The sequence below is a fragment of the Pelagibius litoralis genome, assembly GCF_011683915.1.
GTDB lineage: Bacteria > Pseudomonadota > Alphaproteobacteria > Kiloniellales > Kiloniellaceae > Pelagibius > Pelagibius litoralis.
Window position 1 is genome coordinate 206,873 of sequence record NZ_JAAQPH010000001.1, and the last position, 16,785, is coordinate 223,657.

The 16,785-nt window shown below is 61.4% G+C and carries 19 protein-coding genes and 2 tRNA genes; 10 read left to right on the plus strand and 11 right to left on the minus strand.

Annotation, left to right across the window (positions count from 1 at the left end):
* Positions 1-323 precede the first annotated feature (323 nt).
* Positions 324-400, plus strand: a tRNA-Pro gene (locus HBA54_RS01035).
* 21 nt (positions 401-421) lie between these two features.
* On the opposite strand, the gene HBA54_RS01040 is transcribed toward HBA54_RS01035, so the two are convergent.
* Positions 422-1,195, minus strand: a complete 774-nt coding sequence (locus HBA54_RS01040; RefSeq protein ID WP_205944344.1) for a class I SAM-dependent methyltransferase — start codon at positions 1,193-1,195, stop codon at positions 422-424.
* A gap of 115 nt (positions 1,196-1,310) precedes the next feature.
* Here HBA54_RS01040 and HBA54_RS01045 point away from each other — a divergent pair, with 115 nt between their 5' ends.
* The 4 genes from HBA54_RS01045 to HBA54_RS01060 all read left to right on the plus strand — a co-directional run bounded on the left by HBA54_RS01045 (position 1,311) and on the right by HBA54_RS01060 (position 2,806).
* Entirely contained in the window at positions 1,311-1,781 is a 471-nt protein-coding gene (locus HBA54_RS01045) for an ASCH domain-containing protein (protein ID WP_167220457.1), read from the plus strand.
* A gap of 48 nt (positions 1,782-1,829) precedes the next feature.
* Positions 1,830-2,243: a VOC family protein gene (locus tag HBA54_RS01050; protein ID WP_167220458.1), complete on the plus strand. Its 414-nt coding sequence runs from the start codon at positions 1,830-1,832 to the stop codon at positions 2,241-2,243.
* Between the two features lie 126 nt (positions 2,244-2,369).
* On the plus strand, positions 2,370-2,675 hold the full coding sequence (locus HBA54_RS01055; RefSeq protein ID WP_167220460.1) for an ETC complex I subunit: 306 nt from the start codon (positions 2,370-2,372) through the stop codon (positions 2,673-2,675).
* Positions 2,676-2,729: 54 nt separating this feature from the next.
* A tRNA-Arg gene (locus HBA54_RS01060) sits at positions 2,730-2,806 on the plus strand.
* Between the two features lie 59 nt (positions 2,807-2,865).
* On the opposite strand, the gene HBA54_RS01065 is transcribed toward HBA54_RS01060, so the two are convergent.
* From HBA54_RS01065 to hisI, 10 genes are all read right to left on the minus strand, one after another.
* Positions 2,866-3,039, minus strand: a complete 174-nt coding sequence (locus tag HBA54_RS01065; protein WP_167220462.1) for a hypothetical protein — start codon at positions 3,037-3,039, stop codon at positions 2,866-2,868.
* Between the two features lie 188 nt (positions 3,040-3,227).
* The gene (locus HBA54_RS01070; RefSeq protein ID WP_167220464.1) at positions 3,228-4,913 is read right to left on the minus strand and encodes a patatin-like phospholipase domain-containing protein; all 1,686 of its coding nucleotides are present in this window, start codon (positions 4,911-4,913) and stop codon (positions 3,228-3,230) included.
* Positions 4,914-4,936: 23 nt separating this feature from the next.
* Entirely contained in the window at positions 4,937-5,290 is a 354-nt protein-coding gene (locus HBA54_RS01075; RefSeq protein ID WP_167220466.1) for a hypothetical protein, read from the minus strand.
* 81 nt (positions 5,291-5,371) lie between these two features.
* Positions 5,372-6,379: a hypothetical protein gene (locus HBA54_RS01080; protein ID WP_167220468.1), complete on the minus strand. Its 1,008-nt coding sequence runs from the start codon at positions 6,377-6,379 to the stop codon at positions 5,372-5,374.
* Positions 6,380-6,578: 199 nt separating this feature from the next.
* Positions 6,579-6,854: a hypothetical protein gene (locus HBA54_RS01085; protein WP_167220470.1), complete on the minus strand. Its 276-nt coding sequence runs from the start codon at positions 6,852-6,854 to the stop codon at positions 6,579-6,581.
* Between the two features lie 373 nt (positions 6,855-7,227).
* The gene (locus tag HBA54_RS01090; RefSeq protein WP_167220472.1) at positions 7,228-7,476 is read right to left on the minus strand and encodes a hypothetical protein; all 249 of its coding nucleotides are present in this window, start codon (positions 7,474-7,476) and stop codon (positions 7,228-7,230) included.
* Between the two features lie 100 nt (positions 7,477-7,576).
* Positions 7,577-8,707: a molybdenum ABC transporter ATP-binding protein gene (gene modC, locus HBA54_RS01095; protein WP_167220474.1), complete on the minus strand. Its 1,131-nt coding sequence runs from the start codon at positions 8,705-8,707 to the stop codon at positions 7,577-7,579.
* A 9-nt stretch (positions 8,708-8,716) separates the two neighbouring features.
* Positions 8,717-9,409 (minus strand): molybdate ABC transporter permease subunit, encoded by a 693-nt coding sequence (gene modB / locus HBA54_RS01100; protein ID WP_167220476.1) that lies wholly within the window; start codon positions 9,407-9,409, stop codon positions 8,717-8,719.
* Between the two features lie 82 nt (positions 9,410-9,491).
* On the minus strand, positions 9,492-10,280 hold the full coding sequence (gene modA, locus HBA54_RS01105; protein WP_167220478.1) for a molybdate ABC transporter substrate-binding protein: 789 nt from the start codon (positions 10,278-10,280) through the stop codon (positions 9,492-9,494).
* Positions 10,281-10,283: 3 nt separating this feature from the next.
* The gene (gene hisI / locus HBA54_RS01110; RefSeq protein WP_240932436.1) at positions 10,284-10,682 is read right to left on the minus strand and encodes a phosphoribosyl-AMP cyclohydrolase; all 399 of its coding nucleotides are present in this window, start codon (positions 10,680-10,682) and stop codon (positions 10,284-10,286) included.
* 477 nt (positions 10,683-11,159) lie between these two features.
* Between hisI and HBA54_RS01115 the strand changes: the two genes are divergently transcribed.
* From HBA54_RS01115 to HBA54_RS01135, 5 genes are all read left to right on the plus strand, one after another.
* Positions 11,160-12,182 carry an amino acid ABC transporter substrate-binding protein gene (locus HBA54_RS01115; RefSeq protein WP_167220482.1) on the plus strand — a complete coding sequence of 341 codons (1,023 nt, stop codon included), beginning with the start codon at positions 11,160-11,162 and terminating at the stop codon, positions 12,180-12,182.
* Between the two features lie 126 nt (positions 12,183-12,308).
* Positions 12,309-13,499 (plus strand): amino acid ABC transporter permease, encoded by a 1,191-nt coding sequence (locus tag HBA54_RS01120; protein WP_167220484.1) that lies wholly within the window; start codon positions 12,309-12,311, stop codon positions 13,497-13,499.
* 14 nt (positions 13,500-13,513) lie between these two features.
* A complete protein-coding gene (locus HBA54_RS01125; protein WP_167220486.1) occupies positions 13,514-14,629 on the plus strand; it encodes an amino acid ABC transporter permease in 1,116 nt (371 codons plus the stop codon).
* 30 nt (positions 14,630-14,659) lie between these two features.
* Complete coding sequence (locus HBA54_RS01130; protein ID WP_167220488.1) at positions 14,660-15,433, plus strand: amino acid ABC transporter ATP-binding protein; 774 nt, start codon at positions 14,660-14,662, stop codon at positions 15,431-15,433.
* Between the two features lie 284 nt (positions 15,434-15,717).
* Positions 15,718-16,761, plus strand: a complete 1,044-nt coding sequence (locus tag HBA54_RS01135) for a radical SAM protein (protein ID WP_167220490.1) — start codon at positions 15,718-15,720, stop codon at positions 16,759-16,761.
* Positions 16,762-16,785: the final 24 nt, after the last annotated feature.

The window sequence follows — 16,785 nt, forward strand, 5'->3', positions numbered from 1 at the left end:
CGCAAAGGCAGGTATCACAAGCGCTTACTCATCAGGTTCCTCCGGGGAGAAAAATCGATTACTCGCTCTTGCGGGGCAAGGGACAAACTCTGGATCCAGGTGCCAAGATTGTCACGGGCCGCCAGTTTCTTCGCTTTTCACTGATGTGAGTGACGAGACTGGAGCCGGAGGATCCCGCTCTACGCGGGCGCAGCCGCACAGTATTAGAAGAGCTGGGCCCGATGGGCGTTATGGTGGCGGTCTTTTCCCTGATTTCGGCAGGCATCCTGCCGGTCTTTTTGCCGCTTGCCGAAATCGGCTTGAACCCCTAGGTTTCCGGCCAACGGGGCGTAGCTCAGCCTGGTAGAGTGCCTGCTTTGGGAGCAGGATGTCGGAGGTTCGAATCCTCTCGCCCCGACCATCACCCTAATTTTGACGCAAGCTATGGCGATCCGGGCTTTTCCAGATGGAAAGCGACGGAATTCGGCCGCATCCGGAAGCGCTTCAGCAGCTCAGACGGCAGCTCCCCATCCGGCGACGCTACTGGTTCGTCGAAGTCGAGAATCCGGAAACCGGCCTCGGTGAAGGCCCGCCAGTAAGCCGACAGGGGGCGATGATAGCTGGTGAATACCGTGGTGAAGTGATTCCAGGGCGGCTCTTCCAGGGCGGCTTCGTCGAAGTAACTCGATTCCCAGTGAAAGCTGATCGTGCCGTCTTCCTGCTCCATTTTGTCGGACAAAGGGAAGCAAGGATGGAGAAGGATGAATACTGCACGACCACCGGGCCGCAGCACCCGTTGTGCAGCGGACAGCGCGGCACGGTAGTCCGGTAGGTCCTGCAGCACATAGTTTGAGACCAGGCGGTCCTGGCTGGCATCGGGAACCTGGGAGAGCGTCTCGCAGCTCTCGGTAAAAACGGACATGGTAAGATTGCGTTCTGCGGCCAGTCGCCGGCTGAAGCCGGTCATGACCGCCGACAGGTCCACGGCGGTTACCCGGGCGCCTTTGAGCGCCAACTGGCGTGACAGGTAGCCGGTCCCGCAGCCGGCGTCCAGAACGTCCAGGCCTTTGACTGGCCCCATAAACCGCCAGAGAACCGGGTCGCTGTTGTAGCGCCGGTTGCGGTCGCCGTCGTCGCCGACCTGGATGTGCCAGTCATCGGCTTTTTGATCCCAAAGTTCCCGGTCGCTGAGAAGGGTGCGTCGCTTGTAGCTCACTGGTCCGCTCGCTCGCTGTGTTTGGGATAGAGGGCTCGTCCTAGCCATTCTTGCAGTGCAAGGCAAGATCGCTATCCTGCCCATCCAAAGCCATCTGGTTCGTGGAGTTGCGTTGATGAGTGAAGCTGCAGAGGTTGCGGCCTATAGGGTGCGGATGAAGGCAGATCTGGGTCTCGAAGCCGACACCGTTGTCGAAGCCTTTCGCTTCGGCGATTCGCCGGACCTTGCCGATCAATTGGTCGAGCTGGTTGTCTCGGGGCCCAAGCGGGCCACGGTCGGCTGGATCGCTGATGCGGAACTGGACGGCGAGGTGCTGGCCGAGGTGGGCGACCACTTCATCGTCCTGGATGGGGCCGGGCGACCGCGCTGCACGATCCGGGTCACCGAAACCCGCCGGGGGTCGCTGCTCTCCGCCGACGAGGCCTTCGCCTGGGACGAAGGAGAGGGGGATCGCACGCTGGCGTGGTGGCTCGATGGCCATCGCGAATTCTTTGCCAGGCGTTCTGTGGAAATCGGCCTGCCCTTCGACGAGGCCGAGAGCGAGTTGCTGTTCGAGCGTTTCGAGGTGGTGCATCGCGCTGGTTAGCGTTGCTATGTTGAAGTTAATAAGCCCATTCCAAGAAGGAGGTCCGTCATGGCGCTTGCCAAACTCGACCATGTGAATATCCGTACCGCCAGCCTCGCGCCGATGATTGCCTTCTATGAGACGGTGCTTGGTTTCACCGCGGGGGCGCGGCCGCCGTTTGGTTTCCCTGGCGCTTGGCTCTATTGCGGCGATACTGCCGTGGTTCATCTGATCGAGGTGGGGAACGCGCCGGAACCAGGAGGGGATTTGCGGCTTGAGCATTTTGCTTTTTCCGCTTCCGGCCTGGCTGACTTTCTTTCCCAGCTACGCGGACAGGATTGCGACTATCAAATTGGTGTCGTGCCCGACTTCGGGATCATTCAGGTCAACATTCACGATCCGGACGGAAATCACATTCACGTCGACTTCGCCCCGGCTGAGGCTGCTTCGGTATCTGACGAACCTGCTCTGGCGGCGGTTTAGCAGAGATTTCACGACTCCCGGTGCATCATCAAAATCGTTGCGCGGGGCAGGGCAGCGGCTATCATGCGGCCCGGATCAGAAAGGGTGCCGTTTTGCCGTTGCCCTTGCTAAAAAAGTGGGATCGCTATGCAAGTCCGTATCTATCAGCCACCGAAGACCGCCATGCAGTCCGGCCGGGCCAGGGCCAAGGTCTGGATGATGGAGTTTGAGCCGACGGCTGCCCGTCAGGTAGAGCCGCTCATGGGTTGGACATCGTCTGCAGACACGCGGGCCCAGCTGCGCCTGCGCTTTGAATCCCTTGAGGAGGCTATCGACTACGCGAAAGCCGAGGGCTTGATGTATAGCGTGGAGAAGCCGCGAGAAAGAAAAGTTAAAGCAAGAGCTTACGCGGATAACTTCAAGTACGATCGCATGGGGCGCTGGACTCACTAGAGCCTGTGCTGTAATGCGGCTGCTCCCCAGGCGGCCAACCATATTCCTTTCCGGGCGCCCGTAGCTCAGCTGGATAGAGCAACGGACTTCTAATCCGTAGGTCGCAGGTTCGAATCCTGCCGGGCGCGCCAAACTCCAGTCTTCAGCACTGTGTTTGCTTCCACCATGCTGCCTTGACGCATTGCAGTGGTTAGTCGCGCTGCTCGTTGCGCTCCCAGAACGGCGCGGAATTCAAGGCATCCCGGTTGCCGTAGGCATTGCTGGAAGGCGCGGAACAGGCGCCCAGCAGCAGGGCAACCATGGCGGCGCCCGACAGGGTGACCGACAGCTTGGTGGCCTGAAATTCGGAATTCCGGAGGTTCATTACGGCGTCTCTCCTCAAGAGGGGGCATCTACAGGTGGCCCGGGCTCTCCCGGCACACTTCAATCTTTGTCCCATATAGGTTTTGGTGGCCCGCTCGCCCAGGCCTATCCGGCGCGGGGTCGCCCGAATCGGTCCTCTGGTGTATCAAACCCGCGTGATCTGGCAAATGCCGCGCGGCCTCCCGGCTTTTAGGGGCCATCATCCTCCGCACGGCGGGCAGGGTCACGCAACGGCGCCAGCCCGGCCGCGATCTTGGTCATGACCTTTTCCGTCAGCTTCTTTTCCAGGGACCATCTGAGCACCATCTTGCCGGCGAAGCGGAGCACGCCGTTAAGCACCGGGCGCAGTTCCTCGTCGATGGCGATTTCACCCAGGGCTTTTATCCGGCGGCGCACCTGATCACGGATGCGATCCATATCGACCCTCTCAGGCTTGGGGGCTTCGCTTGCCGGAATCTCTTCCGAGGCAGCCAGGTCCTCGGTCAGGGGAATAATCGGAAGCGCCGGATGCAGATTGCCATTTGAATCGCGCACCATCCGCTTTTCCCCGTTGTGCTCACGCACATACCAGGCTTTGCGTTGATCGGCGGTCATCTCCGCAAACAGCGGGTTGATCTCAGGCAGCACCAGGTACCGCCGCAGGAACGAACGGCAGTTCTTGCGCCCCAACAGATAGTCGTGTCGGCGAAAAGATTCTTCAAAGAAACCGCCGAAACCGCCGAGTGTTGCCGAGGCGATGGCATACTCTGCCTGCCGCCCATCGGCGTCTCGCCGGGATGGCGAAATCATAAAGCGGGAATAGACATCTGACTGCTCGGCCAATTCGAGTTCTTCCGGTTTGAAGCGTGCCTGATCGACCAAAGCGCCGAACATCTTGGGCAGGATGGTGCGCAAGCGGTCGTCGTTGTCGGCTTCGGGATCGAACTCGAGCTTGTTGGGGAAGGGGTCGATCATGATAACAGCGCGCTGGGCTGCCTCTCCTTCGCGCGGGTTGCGGACCCGGCCGCCGCCGGAAAGGTGACGCCGCGCCAGTTCCAGGGGTTCGTTATTCATCAGGCCGCCGTCGACGCAGAGAAAGTCATAGGTGTCGGGGCTGGGGTTGCCGAAGGCCGGATCACGCATGTCATGACGGTTGAAGTAGTCGCCGCCCTTGCGGGTCAGGATCTGCGGCGCGAGACCGATCGGAAAGGCGCCGGTGGCGAGGGCCGCGCGGGCCAGTGTCGGCCAGTTTCCACCGGGGCAGTCGGCAGGGCTCAGGGGCAGAAACCCCGGCGGCGTATCGGCATCCCAGGTGACGGCGAAACGCATGTCGTCCATATGGTTGGTCATGCCATAGGTATCGCTGCTGCCGGCGCCGAAGAGCTGAAAGCCATAGGGGACGCCGCGCAGGTTTGCGACGGTCAGGAACAGCGCCAGAGGATCGCCGACCCAGGGCCGCTTGCGTCTTTCGCCGTCCACCACCAAAGCGCTGCTGGCGATATCCCACAGCGCCGTTGAATCCAGTGCGGAAACCAGGGCACGGCGCTTCTCGACATCGCTGGTCCCGAGCAGTTTTTTTATGTCGATTTCTCTGACCCAGGAATTATAGAGCTGGTTGCTCTTGGGGCTGGCCGTATCGTGTCCCGGGCGTTGGTGGGCGAGGTCGTGCATGAAGTGAACGGCTGAAATCGCAGAGGTCATGCCGCCTGCCGAGGCGCCGGCCAAGACGGGGATCTTGACCCGATGGCGCGGTCCGCTCCAGTCCGCGCGCTCGCGCGCGGCGTAGTAGCTGTCCAGCGCCTCGATCATGAAGTCCATCACACCCGCGGTGTAGGCACCGGCGGAAATGGCGCCGGCCATCACTAGGCCCAGTTCGAATTCGGCTTGATCGGTCATTTTGGCTCTCCCAAGAGCATGCCCTAGAACACGGGCGCGGCGAACTTAACGGCTTTCTTCAGCAGTTTGTCGAGCAGCCCGAAAACCTTGGTCGCCTTTTCGGCGATCTTCACCGCATCGTCCAGGTCCTTGGTCGCCTGGCGCAGATCGGTTGTCGCCTCAAAAACCTTCTGCTGTGCCTTTGTGAAGACAACGGCATCGCTGTTGAAGCGTGCGGCCGACAACTCGACCCATTGCGCCCGCAACTCCTGCGCCCTGTTGAACAGGGCCTGGCGTTGAGGAATGGGTATGTCCGGCGCCATCGCTTTCAAAACCATCTCTTCGAACGACTTGTAGACGTCGTCACGCAGAGCTTTGGACGCTTTCACTTCAGGCACGGTTTCCTCCCCATTGTGTTTGCCCGCTCCGGCGGTTCTCAGGCAGTGGCATCCCTAACGCTTGCTTCCCGGCAATCGGGGCTAAGAGGACGCTGCGGCGTTCAACCGCTTGAAGGAATCAAATACATCCTTGGCGGAGTCCGAGTAGCCGCGCACGATGGTCACGAGATCGGAGAGATCCTGCGGGCCTTTATCCGACTTCGCATAACGCACCAAGGCATCGTGGGCGACGTCGAACTGGTCGAGGGTTTGAATGAGTCCCTGCAACGTCGAGAGGCTTTGGGTGCGTGCCTCCAGGGCCTGATCAATCTTGCTCAGGGTGTTGAGCCGGGCGGTATTGTTGCCGGCTTCCTGCGCCTGGGCATAGCGGATCGTCAGCTCCGCGACCTCCAACTGTTTTACCGAATCGCGCTGACGGACAACGAAAGCGAGATCTTCGCGCAGCTTTGCCGAAATCTCCTGGATCGCCGGTGCGGCTTTCGTGATCGCCGCATCCAAGGCGGTGGACCGCTTGGCGTTCAGGATTTCGGTTGCGATGGTATCGGAGATCACCTTCAGGGGGCTGGTGATATCGCCGATGGGCAGGCTTCCCAGGATACCGCTGTCGGCGTTGAGGTCGGTCAACAGCGTATCGGCGGAGATTTTGGCCCGTTCGCTGGCTGACTTCCAACGTTCGCTCACGTCGCTCTCAGCCAAGGCGGCGAGCATCTGCGTGTACTGCTTCAGGATCCCGAAAGCGCGGTCTCTGGCGGCGAGGGCCTGCGGCGAGAGGATCGGCTCGGACAGCTTGGAAATGTTCAGCTGCCGGCTCGGGTCTTCACGCAGCAGCTTGAGCTCGTAGCCCCGTTCGAAGGTGTTGATGCTCTGGACATAGTCGAGCGCGACCGAGGCGGTCCGATCCGTCGCGCTCTGGAACTCGCCGATGCTTTCCTGATAGATCGTGAAGTCGCGCGGTGTGCCGCAGGCCCCCAGCATCACCATCAGCAGAAAAGCGCAACAGCCTTTGACGGCAGACTTCGTTGCAGTCGTTTCCCCCGTTCGATGCTGACCTTTGGTCACCGCATGCGAACGACTGCTGGTCTGAACCATGCTTCGCCCCCCACGATCAGATTCCCGACATTTTCAGGAGTCGCGGACGACTCCTAATCAGATTGTTGTGCCGATTGGCCTAGAACCGCAACAGCGAATTCCGGAGTAAGTCGTAGGGGTTAGGAGGAAGCGGTTGGAAAGGGGACAGGCTTCCACTGCTCAGAGAGCCGCCGGTATACCCAAAAATGACGACTGAGGATCAGCGCAGTCCGCGCACGACCGCCGGTTTCGATCTGGGTGTCAGCACCTTCGCCGAGTCGCTTGGGCCGGACTGCCAGTTCAGATCGACGCCCTGTTCCTTGAGGTAGGCTTCGGCCGCCGCCCTGGCTTCGGCGTGAGAGTCGGCGAAGCCCTGAGCGTAGAACCGCCCATCCTTCTCATAGGACACGGTCCAGCGAAATTCGGTCGCGCCACGCCGGCTGCCGGCACTGGGCGTGCCGCGCCAGGGTTCGATCAGGATGTCATGCTTCTTCATTGCTTCAACGTGTATTGCTTCGTGTCGATGGTCTGGATCTCCGTCTTCGGGTGCATTGTAAACTGACATGGCGTGATTTGTAGACTCTCTTCTTCGCGGCGCCACGCTCCGCCTGGGTCTTCAATCCCGCCGGCCGGCTTGGGCTCGGGCCGGGCTGGGGGGCGGGGGTGGTGGCGGTTCGTTCGGATACCCGGGCGGCCAGTCCGGTGGCGGCTCGATATCGGGAGAAGGCCGACCCGGCGGGCCACCGGGTGGCGGCGGCACCGGGGCCGGGGGATCGGGGGGCGGTTTGGGAACCTGTGCGGCTTGCTCAACCAAAGCCAGACTCGTCCTGGGAAGCCGCGGTTGGCATTGTCCGGATCTCTAAATCCGCCTAGTGCCTTAGGACCAGGAGGGCACCCTCGATCAGCTTGACGACATTCGGGCAGCCGTCGATAGCGGCGAGATCGCGGGCCAGTTCAAGCTTGGCTATGCCTTCGTCGGGTGTGGTGGCCGGGCGCGTGATGATTTCATCGTCCAGGTCCGATACGCTCGCCTCTGCTGCACTGCGGTCGAGCTGATCCTGTTCGCGCAGCACTCTTGCGCGATGGATCGTGAGTTCGTTCAACGTATGCATGGACATGATTAAACCGCGCTCCCTGCCGTCCTGATTGTGACAAATGGCGGGCACCTGCAGGCCTTGTTAACCATGATAGCGGAAGGGCGGCGGTTTGTCGCCCGAATCATTCGTCTTCGGACAAAAAGCGGGCCGCCTGGTCACGGCGCCCCAGGCTTTGCCGGTCGATGGCGACGCTTTTGATCAGGGCAAACACCTTCAGCCCCGGGCGAAGGCCCAGGGCCTGGCAGGAGCGCGCCGTTATGCGTGCCCAGATGGCGGCGCCGCCGGCATCGAGCTGCAAGTCGACCTGCGGGCTACGTTCTTCACTTATCGCTTTCACTTCGCACTCTATCATATTGAGAATACTTGTGTCGCGAGGTGGCGTGAGAGCGATCGACACGTCTCTCGCCCGAATCCTGACGCGCAGGCCCTGGCCGAGCGGCAGATTGAGGTGGGGCACCTTCAGGCGCCCGCCGGCAAACCGCAGCTCGGTCAGACCAAAGGCCTTGTCCTGGCCGGCGATGGCGGTGGCCAACACCGCACCGGCCTCGTAGCGCCCGGTCAAGGGGCGCAGATCGAGGCGGCTGGTCAGATCCTCGACGCTGCCGACGGCCTCTACCCGCCCGCTGGACATCAGCACCAGGGTGTCGGCAAGCCGGACAATCTCCTGCATGGAATGGCTGACATAGATGATCGGCAGTGCCATCTCATCGCGCAGTTGCTCGATGAACGGCAGGATCTCGTCCTTGCGCGGTTGGTCCAGGGCCGCCAGAGGCTCGTCCATCAGCAGCAGTTTGGGATTGGCCAGCAAAGCCCGGCCCAGGGCGACACGCTGCTTCTCGCCGCCGGAGAGTGCCTGCGGCCGTCGCTCCAGAAGGCTTTCGATGTCGAGCAGCGCGACGACCTGTTCCAGTTCGATGCGGCGCTCGCCTTTCGGCACCCGTTTCAGGCCATAGGTCAGATTGTTTCGCACCGAGAGATGGGGGAACAGCCGGCCCTCCTGGAACACGTAGCCGAGGCGTCGGCGTTCGATCGGCACGTCGATGCCCGCCGCGGAATCGAAAAGGGTCTCACCACCCAGCGAAATGCGGCCGCGGTCCGGCTTCAGCAGCCCGGCCAGCATGTTCACCAGGGAGGTCTTGCCGGCACCGGAGCGCCCGAAGATGGCCGTAATACCCCCTGTTTCGCAGGCGAATTTAGCCTCCAGCGTCATTTTGCCGAGGCGATGGTGGAGATCGACGTCGAGGTTTTTCATGGTCGCTCCCTAGTCGATCAACCGCGCCCGCAGGCGCCGCTCGATGATTTCCGAGGCGCCCAGGGCGGCCAGCGACAGTATCACCGAGAGCACCGCAAGCCGCAGGGCCCCGGTTTCGCCGTCGGGGGTCTGGATCAGGCTGTAGAGCGCCAGGGGAAGGGTTCTGGTTTCCCCCGGGATGTTCGAGACGAAGGTGATGGTGGCCCCGAACTCCCCCAGGCTGCGCGCAAAGGCCAGCACGCAGCCCGCCAGGATGCCGGGGGCGATCAACGGCAGGGTAATGGTCAGGAAGACCGAGAGGCGCGAGGCGCCCAGGGTGCGGGCGGCGGTTTCCAGGTTCTGGTCTATGGTCTCGATCGAGAGCCTTATGGCCCTGACCATCAGCGGAAAGGCCATCACCGCGGCCGCAAGGGCCGCGCCTTCCCAGGTGAAGGGCAGGGAAATACCAAAGGTTTCGTAGAGCCAGGACCCCAGGGGACCGCGCCGTCCCAGGAGGATCAGCAAGAGGTAGCCGACGACCACCGGCGGCAGCACCAGCGGCAGGTGGATGATCCCATTGAGCAGGGTCTTGCCATAGAAATCGTAGCGCTGCAGCAACCAGGCGGCGGCCAGTCCGAAAGGCAGGCTGGCGGTGACGGACCAGAACGCCACGCGCAGGCTCAGTCGGATGGCTTCGGATTCCAGCGCTGTAAGTTCGAACATCGATCCTGCCGGCTATGCGAGGGGAGGCCCCGAGCTGGTTAGCCCCAAACTGATTAGCCCCGGGCCGATTGGCCCTAGCCGTTTAGCTCTCCGGGACCGGCGATGTAAAGCCATGCTTGCGGAAGATGGCAGCCGCTTCGTCGCTTTTCAGGAAATTGTACACCGCTCGTACGGCCACAGAGTCGCGCCCGGTGACGATGGCGAGGGGATAGGTGATCGGCGGGGTGGTATCGGCAGGGAAAACATCAAGGACCTTGACGTTGCGCGCGATCGCGGCGTCGGTCTTGTAGACGATACCGGCCACAGCCTCGCCGCGGCCGACCAGGGCGAGTGCGGCACGCACGTTGCTGGCTTGCGCCAACCTGTCGGCGACCTGGTCCCAGAGGCCCAAAGCTTCCAGCGCCTGGCGGGCATAGATACCGGCCGGAACGTGCGCGGGATCGCCGATGGCCAGGCGGCCATCCCCCAAGGCTGCGTCAAGCGATGCGCCCGGCAGCAACTGCAGGCGCAAGGGGGAGTCCGCCGGGGCGACGAGGACCAGCCGATTGGCCAGCAAGGCGGTTTGGCTTTCCGCGACAATCAGCCGCTGCTCGGCCAGGTGATCCACCCAGGCGCCGCTGGCGGAGAGAAAGAGGTCGGCGGGCGCGCCCTGGGCGATCTGGCGGGCAAGGGTGGAGGAGGCGGCAACGACCGGGCGGATCGAGCCGCCGGTCTGCGCGGCAAAAGCTTCGGCGATCTCGTTTACGGCGTCGGTGGTGCTGGCGGCGGCAAACAGCGTGACCGGCCTGTCCGCTGCCTGCACGCCGGAAATGGAAACTGTGAAAAGACCTGTGAGCGCCAGGAACAGGCCGAAGAAGAGCCGCAGCGTCATCGTTCAGGCGCCGTAGAGTTTGCCGGGGTCGGTCACCACCGGCAGGGTGTCATCAAGGCCGCCGTCCGTATTCAGGCTTCTGTAGAAGCAGGAGCGGCGGCCGGTGTGGCAGGCGACGCCTTTCTGGTCGACGCGCAGCAGCAACGAATCGCCATCGCAGTCGATCTGCAGTTCGACCAGCTTTTGGGTCTGGCCGGAGGACTCGCCTTTGCGCCAGAGTTTGCCGCGCGACCGCGACCAGTAGCAGACCTGGCGGGTTTCCAGGGTCTCCGCCAGGGATTCGCGGTTCATCCAGGCGACCATCAGAATCTCGCCGCTGTCATGCTGCTGGGCGACGGCCATTACCAATCCCTTGTCGTTGAAGGCGATCGCTTCTTCTAAAGCTGCTGGCAGGTCGCTCATGATAATCCTGTGCTCCATATCGTCGGCCGCTCCGCAGGCCCGGCGGCAAAGACACGGTTTGCCGCACGCAGGCGATCAAAGCCAGCCTTGAGGCCGGAAATCAAGCCGTCAATGCGGCCCAGGCCGTTGGGGGCCTTGACGGCGTCACGGACTTGGCCGCTGGGATACCAGAGCGGAGACTGCAGGTATCGGCTATCGCGGCATTCGGCCTGGAACTTAGACATTTCGGGGCCTTGATTGTCGGCGATCCCGGCCAATAGGGGGCGCTGGAGGGGCATCGGTAAAGTTGCCTATTTTTTTATCATTCCGCCCTCAGCAACCTGTTGCCTTTCCTTGGCGACTGAGACATGGTTCGCCCATACGGACGCTCAAGCATTCCGTCGGGAGGCTGTAACTGTTGATAAAGACAGGCGGTCAGAACGGGGCGGGTTGTTCGTTTTAAGATAATAAACTTCGAACAGCAGGGAAGGTCTATCCATGACTACATTTAAGATTTTGCTCGCGGCGGGTGCGATTACCGCCGTCGGTGTCACCGGTGCTGCCGCTGGCACCCTGGACGATATCCGCGCGAAGGGCTTTGTGCAGTGCGGCGTGTCTACGGGTGTGCCCGGCTTCTCCTTTACCGATGATGCCGGCAACTGGCAGGGCTTCGATCCCTCCGTCTGCCAGGGGGTTGCCGCTGCTGTGTTCGGTGACGCCAGCAAGGTGAAGTTCACCCCGACCACCGGCAAGACGCGCTTCACGGCGCTGGCCTCCGGTGAAATCGACGTGCTGGCCCGTAACACGACCTGGACGTTCAGCCGCGATGTCGATCTCGGCTTTACCTTCGTCGGTGTGAACTACTACGACGGCCAGGGCTTCATGATCCCCAAGGCGCTGGGCGTCACCAGTGCCAAGGAGCTTGATGGCGCTTCGGTCTGCATCCAGACCGGCACCACGACGGAGCTGAATCTGGCGGACTACTTCCGCACCAACAACATGAGCTACGAGCCGGTTCCGATCGAGACCAATGAAGAAGCGCGCACCAACTATCTGGCCGGCCGCTGCGACGTCTACACGACGGATGCATCGGGTCTTGCCGCCAGCCGCGCCGCTTTCGACAATCCGGCCGACCACATCGTGCTGCCGGAAATCATCTCCAAAGAGCCGCTGGGCCCGCTCGTCCGCCAGGGCGACGATCAGTGGGGCGATGTCGTCCGCTGGACGCTGAACGCCATGATCAATGCCGAGGAGTACGGCGTGAATTCGTCGAACGTCGACGAAATGGCCGGCGGCGCGAGCAACAACCCCGAAGTGGCTCGCCTGTTGGGCAGCGAGGGCGATCTCGGTGGCATGTTGGGTCTGGAAAAGAACTGGGCCTACAACGTTATCAAGCAGGTCGGCAACTACGGCGAAGTGTTCGAGAAGCACATCGGTTCGGACACGCCGATCGGCCTGGAGCGCGGCATCAATGCGCTTTACACCGACGGTGGACTGATCTACGCGCCGCCGATGCGCTAAGCGCAGCGACTGAAACGGGAGAGGGATACGCCGGCGGGGCCGCTGGCGTATCCCATACCTGTTTCTCAATAGCACCGGGCTGTTCACGCCCACAGGGTGCCGGGGTCGTCGCAGCGGGGTAACGCCATGGCCGTCATTGAACAAGATTCCGAGCCGCTCACTTTGGGCCGCCTCTGGTCGGATAAACGCTATCGGGCCGTCATAACGCAGATACTGGTCGTCGCCGGGATTTTCATGCTGATTGCATTCCTGGCCACCAACGCCGTGCAGAACCTGGAAGCCCTGGGTAAGACCTTCGGATTTGCATTCCTGCAGGCACCGGCCGGCTACGACATCAACCAGACTTTGATCCCCTATAACTCCCAGGATACGCATTTCCGTGCCGGGGTTGTGGGACTGTTGAACACCGGCCTTATTGCGATTACAGGCTGTATCTTTGCGACCATTCTGGGCTTCATCCTCGGCGTCCTGCGGCTTTCCAGCAACTGGCTGATCAACCGTATCGTCTACTGCTATGTCGAGTTCACGCGCAATGTCCCGGTGCTGGTGCAGATCCTTTTGTGGCATGGCGTGATTGTTTCCACGCTGCCGGGTGTTCGCCAGGCGCTCTCGCCCACTGACGGCGTATTCCTGACCAATCGCGGTTTCTACGTACCCAAGCCGATCTTTGAAGATGGCTTCATGTTGGTGGTCGTTGCTTTCCTTGCCGCCATCGTCGGCATGGTGGTGTTCAGCCGCTGGGCCAAGAAGCATCAGGAAGCGACCGGCCAGATCTATCCGGTCTTCTCCATCGGCGTTGCGGCGATCTTCGGCCTTCCCCTGATCGCCTTTTTTATTGCCGGGATGCCGTTGTCATTCGATGCACCGGCGTTGCAGGGTTTCAATTTCCAGGGCGGCATAGTCGTACGACCTGAGTATGCGGCGCTTTGGTTCGCCTTGTCGATCTACACCGCCGCCTTCATTGCCGAGATCGTCCGGGCGGGCATCCAGTCGGTCAGCCACGGTCAGACAGAGGCGGCTTTCGCCTTGGGGGTCAAGCCGAACTGGACCATGCGCCTGATTATCGTTCCCCAGGCCCTGCGGGTCATCGTGCCGCCTTTGACGAGCCAATACCTGAACCTGACCAAGAACTCGTCCCTGGCGATTGCGATCGGTTACATGGACATCGTTGCGACCTTCGGCGGGATCACCTTGAACCAGACCGGCAAGGAGATGGAGGTAATGATCATTGTGCTGACCATCTATCTTACGATCTCGCTGCTGATTTCGGCCTTCATGAATTGGTACAACCGGCGCATTGCGCTGGTGGAACGGTGAGGGGGAGCGACGATATGGCTGATACCACTCAGACCTACGAACCGGGCACCCATCCCGACCTGCCGCCGCCTATGGCGACCAGGGGCCCAATTCTTTGGGTACGGAAGAATCTTCTGAGTTCACCGTTGAACATCTTCCTCACTATCGTCTCGGCCTACCTGCTCTACCTGATCGTACCGGGGGCTCTCAATTGGGCTCTTCTCGATGCGGTCTGGGATGCCGGGTCGCGGGCCGAGTGCCGGGAAATCGGCAGCGGTGCCTGCTGGGCGCTGGCCGAAGTCCGCTTCGGCCAGTTCATCTACGGTTTTTATCCGGAACATCTGCGCTGGCGCGTGGATCTGACGGCGGTGTTGTTCATCTTGGCGATTCTGCCCCTGCTCTGGGACAAAACGCCGTTCCGTCCACTGATGTTGATTTACTCGGCAGCGTTTCCAATCATCGGGTACCTCCTGTTGGTTGGCGGACTGGGACTGGAGCCGGTGGAGACCACCAAGATCGGCGGCTTCACCTTGAACGTGGTGATCGGCGTCACCGGTATCGTGGCGTCGCTTCCGTTGGGCATTCTGCTGGCGCTGGGCCGTCGTTCGCATATGCCCATCGTGCGGACGCTCTGCGTGATGTTTATCGAGTTCATCCGTGGCGTACCGCTGATCACGCTTCTGTTCGTCGCCTCGACGATGCTGAACTACTTCCTGCCGCCGGGAACGACCTTCGACTTGATCCTGCGGGTCCTGATCATGGTCACGCTGTTCTCCTCGGCTTACATTGCCGAGGTCGTGCGCGGTGGCCTGCAGGCGATCCCCAAGGGGCAGATTGAGGCAGCCGACGCCATGGGACTGCGCTATTGGCAGTCCATGCGGCTTGTGGTGTTGCCGCAGGCGCTGAAGATCTCGATCCCCGGCATCGTCAACACCTTCGTCGGACTGTTCAAGGACACGACACTGGTGGTGATTATTGGCCTGACCGACGTACTGGGGGTCGGTCGCGCTTCGCTCTCCGACGCCAAGTGGCAGGGCTTGGCTTGGGAGGTCTACGTTTTTATCGCGATACTTTTCTTCGTCTGCTGTTTCAGCATGTCGCGTTATTCGATCTATCTGGAACACAAACTGCACACGGGTCACAAGCGCTAAAGGCGCGGGCCGTTAAAGGAGGCATCAATCATGTCGGACGCAGCTGCTGCAGCGCTATCCATCTCGGATGAGGTCGCGATCCAAATTATCGGCATGCATAAATGGTATGGAGATTTCCATGTCCTCAAGGACATCAACCTGACGGTCAATCGGGGGGAGCGGATCGTCATCTGCGGGCCTTCGGGTTCGGGCAAGTCGACCATGATCCGCTGTATCAACCGTCTGGAAGAACACCAGAGGGGCAAGATCATCGTCGATGATATCGAGTTGACCAACGACCTGAAGAACATTGCCGAGATCCGGCGTGAGGTCGGCATGGTGTTCCAGCACTTCAATCTCTTTCCCCATCTAACGGTTCTGGAGAACTGCACCCTGGCGCCGATCTGGGTGCGCAAGATGCCGAAGAAGGAAGCGGACGAGATCGGCATGCAGTACCTGGAGCGGGTGAAAATTCCCGAGCAGGCGGACAAGTATCCGGGCCAGCTCTCCGGCGGCCAGCAGCAGCGCGTGGCCATCGCCCGCTCGCTCTGTATGAACCCGCGCATCATGCTGTTCGATGAGCCGACCTCGGCCCTCGATCCGGAAATGATCTCGGAAGTCCTCGACGTCATGGTGGGTTTGGCCGAGAGCGGCATGACCATGCTCTGCGTGACCCACGAGATGGGCTTCGCCCGCAAGGTCGCCAACCGGGTGATCTTCATGGACGGCGGCGAGATCATCGAAGAGAACGAACCGGAAGAGTTCTTCAACAACCCGCAATCGGCCCGCACCCAGCTCTTCCTCAGCCAGATCCTGCAGCACTAGATCGGATCATGTTTTGACGGAACCACTTCGTGGTTGCGCCAAAACATGTGAATCCGATCGCCATCAAACAGTTAGAGCAGATTCACCCGGTCGATGGATCGCCTCCGGCGATTCCATCCGACCGGGATCTGCTCTAGGCCGACAAATTACCTTAGGGCCGGCGCGGATGATCCGCCCGGCCCTTTTTGCTGCCTCTTTTTCCTTAACTCTTCCCTGGCGGCGATCTGTTAATCTAAGGGCCCTCGCGCCTCGGGTGCGATATGACCGGATCTTTGGGATGACGGGTGAGCGAGATAGCGAATACAGGTCGCGCGCGACAGCGGCCCGCCGGCAAGGTGGTTTTCGCGCAGGTGGAGCCGACCACGCGGTGCAATTTCATCTGCGGTTTCTGCAGCGGCAGGCAGATGGATCAGACCGACTTTGCCGCTGAAGATTTCCAGCGTCTGCTCGACAGCTTCCCGGATCTCGAGCATATCGAGTTGCAGGGCGAGGGTGAGCCGCTGCTCCACAAGGGCTTTTTCGATATGGCCCGCCAAGCGCGCGAACGGGGCATCCACCTTTCCATGATCACCAACGGCAGCCTGCTTTCCGAGGAACGGGTGGCAGCAATCCTGGATGTTGGGATCGAGGCGATTTATGTCTCCATTGAATCGCCGGAGGAGGCAGCGTTTCAAGATATCCGCGGTGGCCTGCTGAGCAAGGTGAAGGCTGGCATCGCCCGTCTGATCGCCGCCCGCAAGGCGCGGGGGATGATGCGCCCCACGGTCGGTTTCGCCATCACTGTCCTGAAAGACACCATCGACAGCCTGCCGGAAATCGCCGATCTCTACCGCGAACTGGCCATGGATGGCGGCGCGACGGTGCAGGCCCTCAATCGCATGGAGAGCTACACCGGCGTCTATGACGAGGCCATGGCGGAAAGGCTGCTGGCGCGTGAGGACAATATCCGGATGCAGCAACTGATCCGCGGTACGCCGAAGATCGGCGCCATGCTGGCCGAGACACGCAACACCCGGCACTTCTATATCGAAATGGGCCGAACCTTTCCGGCCGAGCATGGCTGCCCCTGGGTCAAGGGTGCGCTCTACGTCGATCGTCATGGCGGTATCGCCAGCTGCTGCATGGTCAAGGACACGGCGAAGTACGGCCTTGGCAAGATCGGCCTGACGCCGATAGAGGCGGTACTGGACAAGCGCCGCGAAATCGACGAAGCGCTCCAGGCCGGCAACCCGCCGGAGCAGTGCCAAGGCTGCGGTTACTACCGCAGCCCGGAGCGGCGGGCGGCGATGAGGCTGAACCGCCTGGCGGCGGAAAAGGCGCGTGCTTAGGGCGATCAGCTAGAGCAACCCGGG

Coding starts and splice junctions, on each gene's coding strand:
- HBA54_RS01045 (WP_167220457.1), top strand. CDS start 1,311: ATGAGTGAAGCTGCAGAGGTTGCGGCCTATAGGGTGCGGATGAAGGCA.
- HBA54_RS01050 (WP_167220458.1), top strand. CDS start 1,830: ATGGCGCTTGCCAAACTCGACCATGTGAATATCCGTACCGCCAGCCTC.
- HBA54_RS01055 (WP_167220460.1), top strand. CDS start 2,370: ATGCAAGTCCGTATCTATCAGCCACCGAAGACCGCCATGCAGTCCGGC.
- HBA54_RS01065 (WP_167220462.1), bottom strand. CDS start 3,039: ATGAACCTCCGGAATTCCGAATTTCAGGCCACCAAGCTGTCGGTCACC.
- HBA54_RS01070 (WP_167220464.1), bottom strand. CDS start 4,913: ATGACCGATCAAGCCGAATTCGAACTGGGCCTAGTGATGGCCGGCGCC.
- HBA54_RS01080 (WP_167220468.1), bottom strand. CDS start 6,379: ATGGTTCAGACCAGCAGTCGTTCGCATGCGGTGACCAAAGGTCAGCAT.
- HBA54_RS01085 (WP_167220470.1), bottom strand. CDS start 6,854: ATGAAGAAGCATGACATCCTGATCGAACCCTGGCGCGGCACGCCCAGT.
- HBA54_RS01090 (WP_167220472.1), bottom strand. CDS start 7,476: ATGTCCATGCATACGTTGAACGAACTCACGATCCATCGCGCAAGAGTG.
- modC (WP_167220474.1), bottom strand. CDS start 8,707: ATGAAAAACCTCGACGTCGATCTCCACCATCGCCTCGGCAAAATGACG.
- modB (WP_167220476.1), bottom strand. CDS start 9,409: ATGTTCGAACTTACAGCGCTGGAATCCGAAGCCATCCGACTGAGCCTG.
- modA (WP_167220478.1), bottom strand. CDS start 10,280: ATGACGCTGCGGCTCTTCTTCGGCCTGTTCCTGGCGCTCACAGGTCTT.
- hisI (WP_240932436.1), bottom strand. CDS start 10,682: ATGAGCGACCTGCCAGCAGCTTTAGAAGAAGCGATCGCCTTCAACGAC.
- HBA54_RS01115 (WP_167220482.1), top strand. CDS start 11,160: ATGACTACATTTAAGATTTTGCTCGCGGCGGGTGCGATTACCGCCGTC.
- HBA54_RS01120 (WP_167220484.1), top strand. CDS start 12,309: ATGGCCGTCATTGAACAAGATTCCGAGCCGCTCACTTTGGGCCGCCTC.
- HBA54_RS01125 (WP_167220486.1), top strand. CDS start 13,514: ATGGCTGATACCACTCAGACCTACGAACCGGGCACCCATCCCGACCTG.
- HBA54_RS01130 (WP_167220488.1), top strand. CDS start 14,660: ATGTCGGACGCAGCTGCTGCAGCGCTATCCATCTCGGATGAGGTCGCG.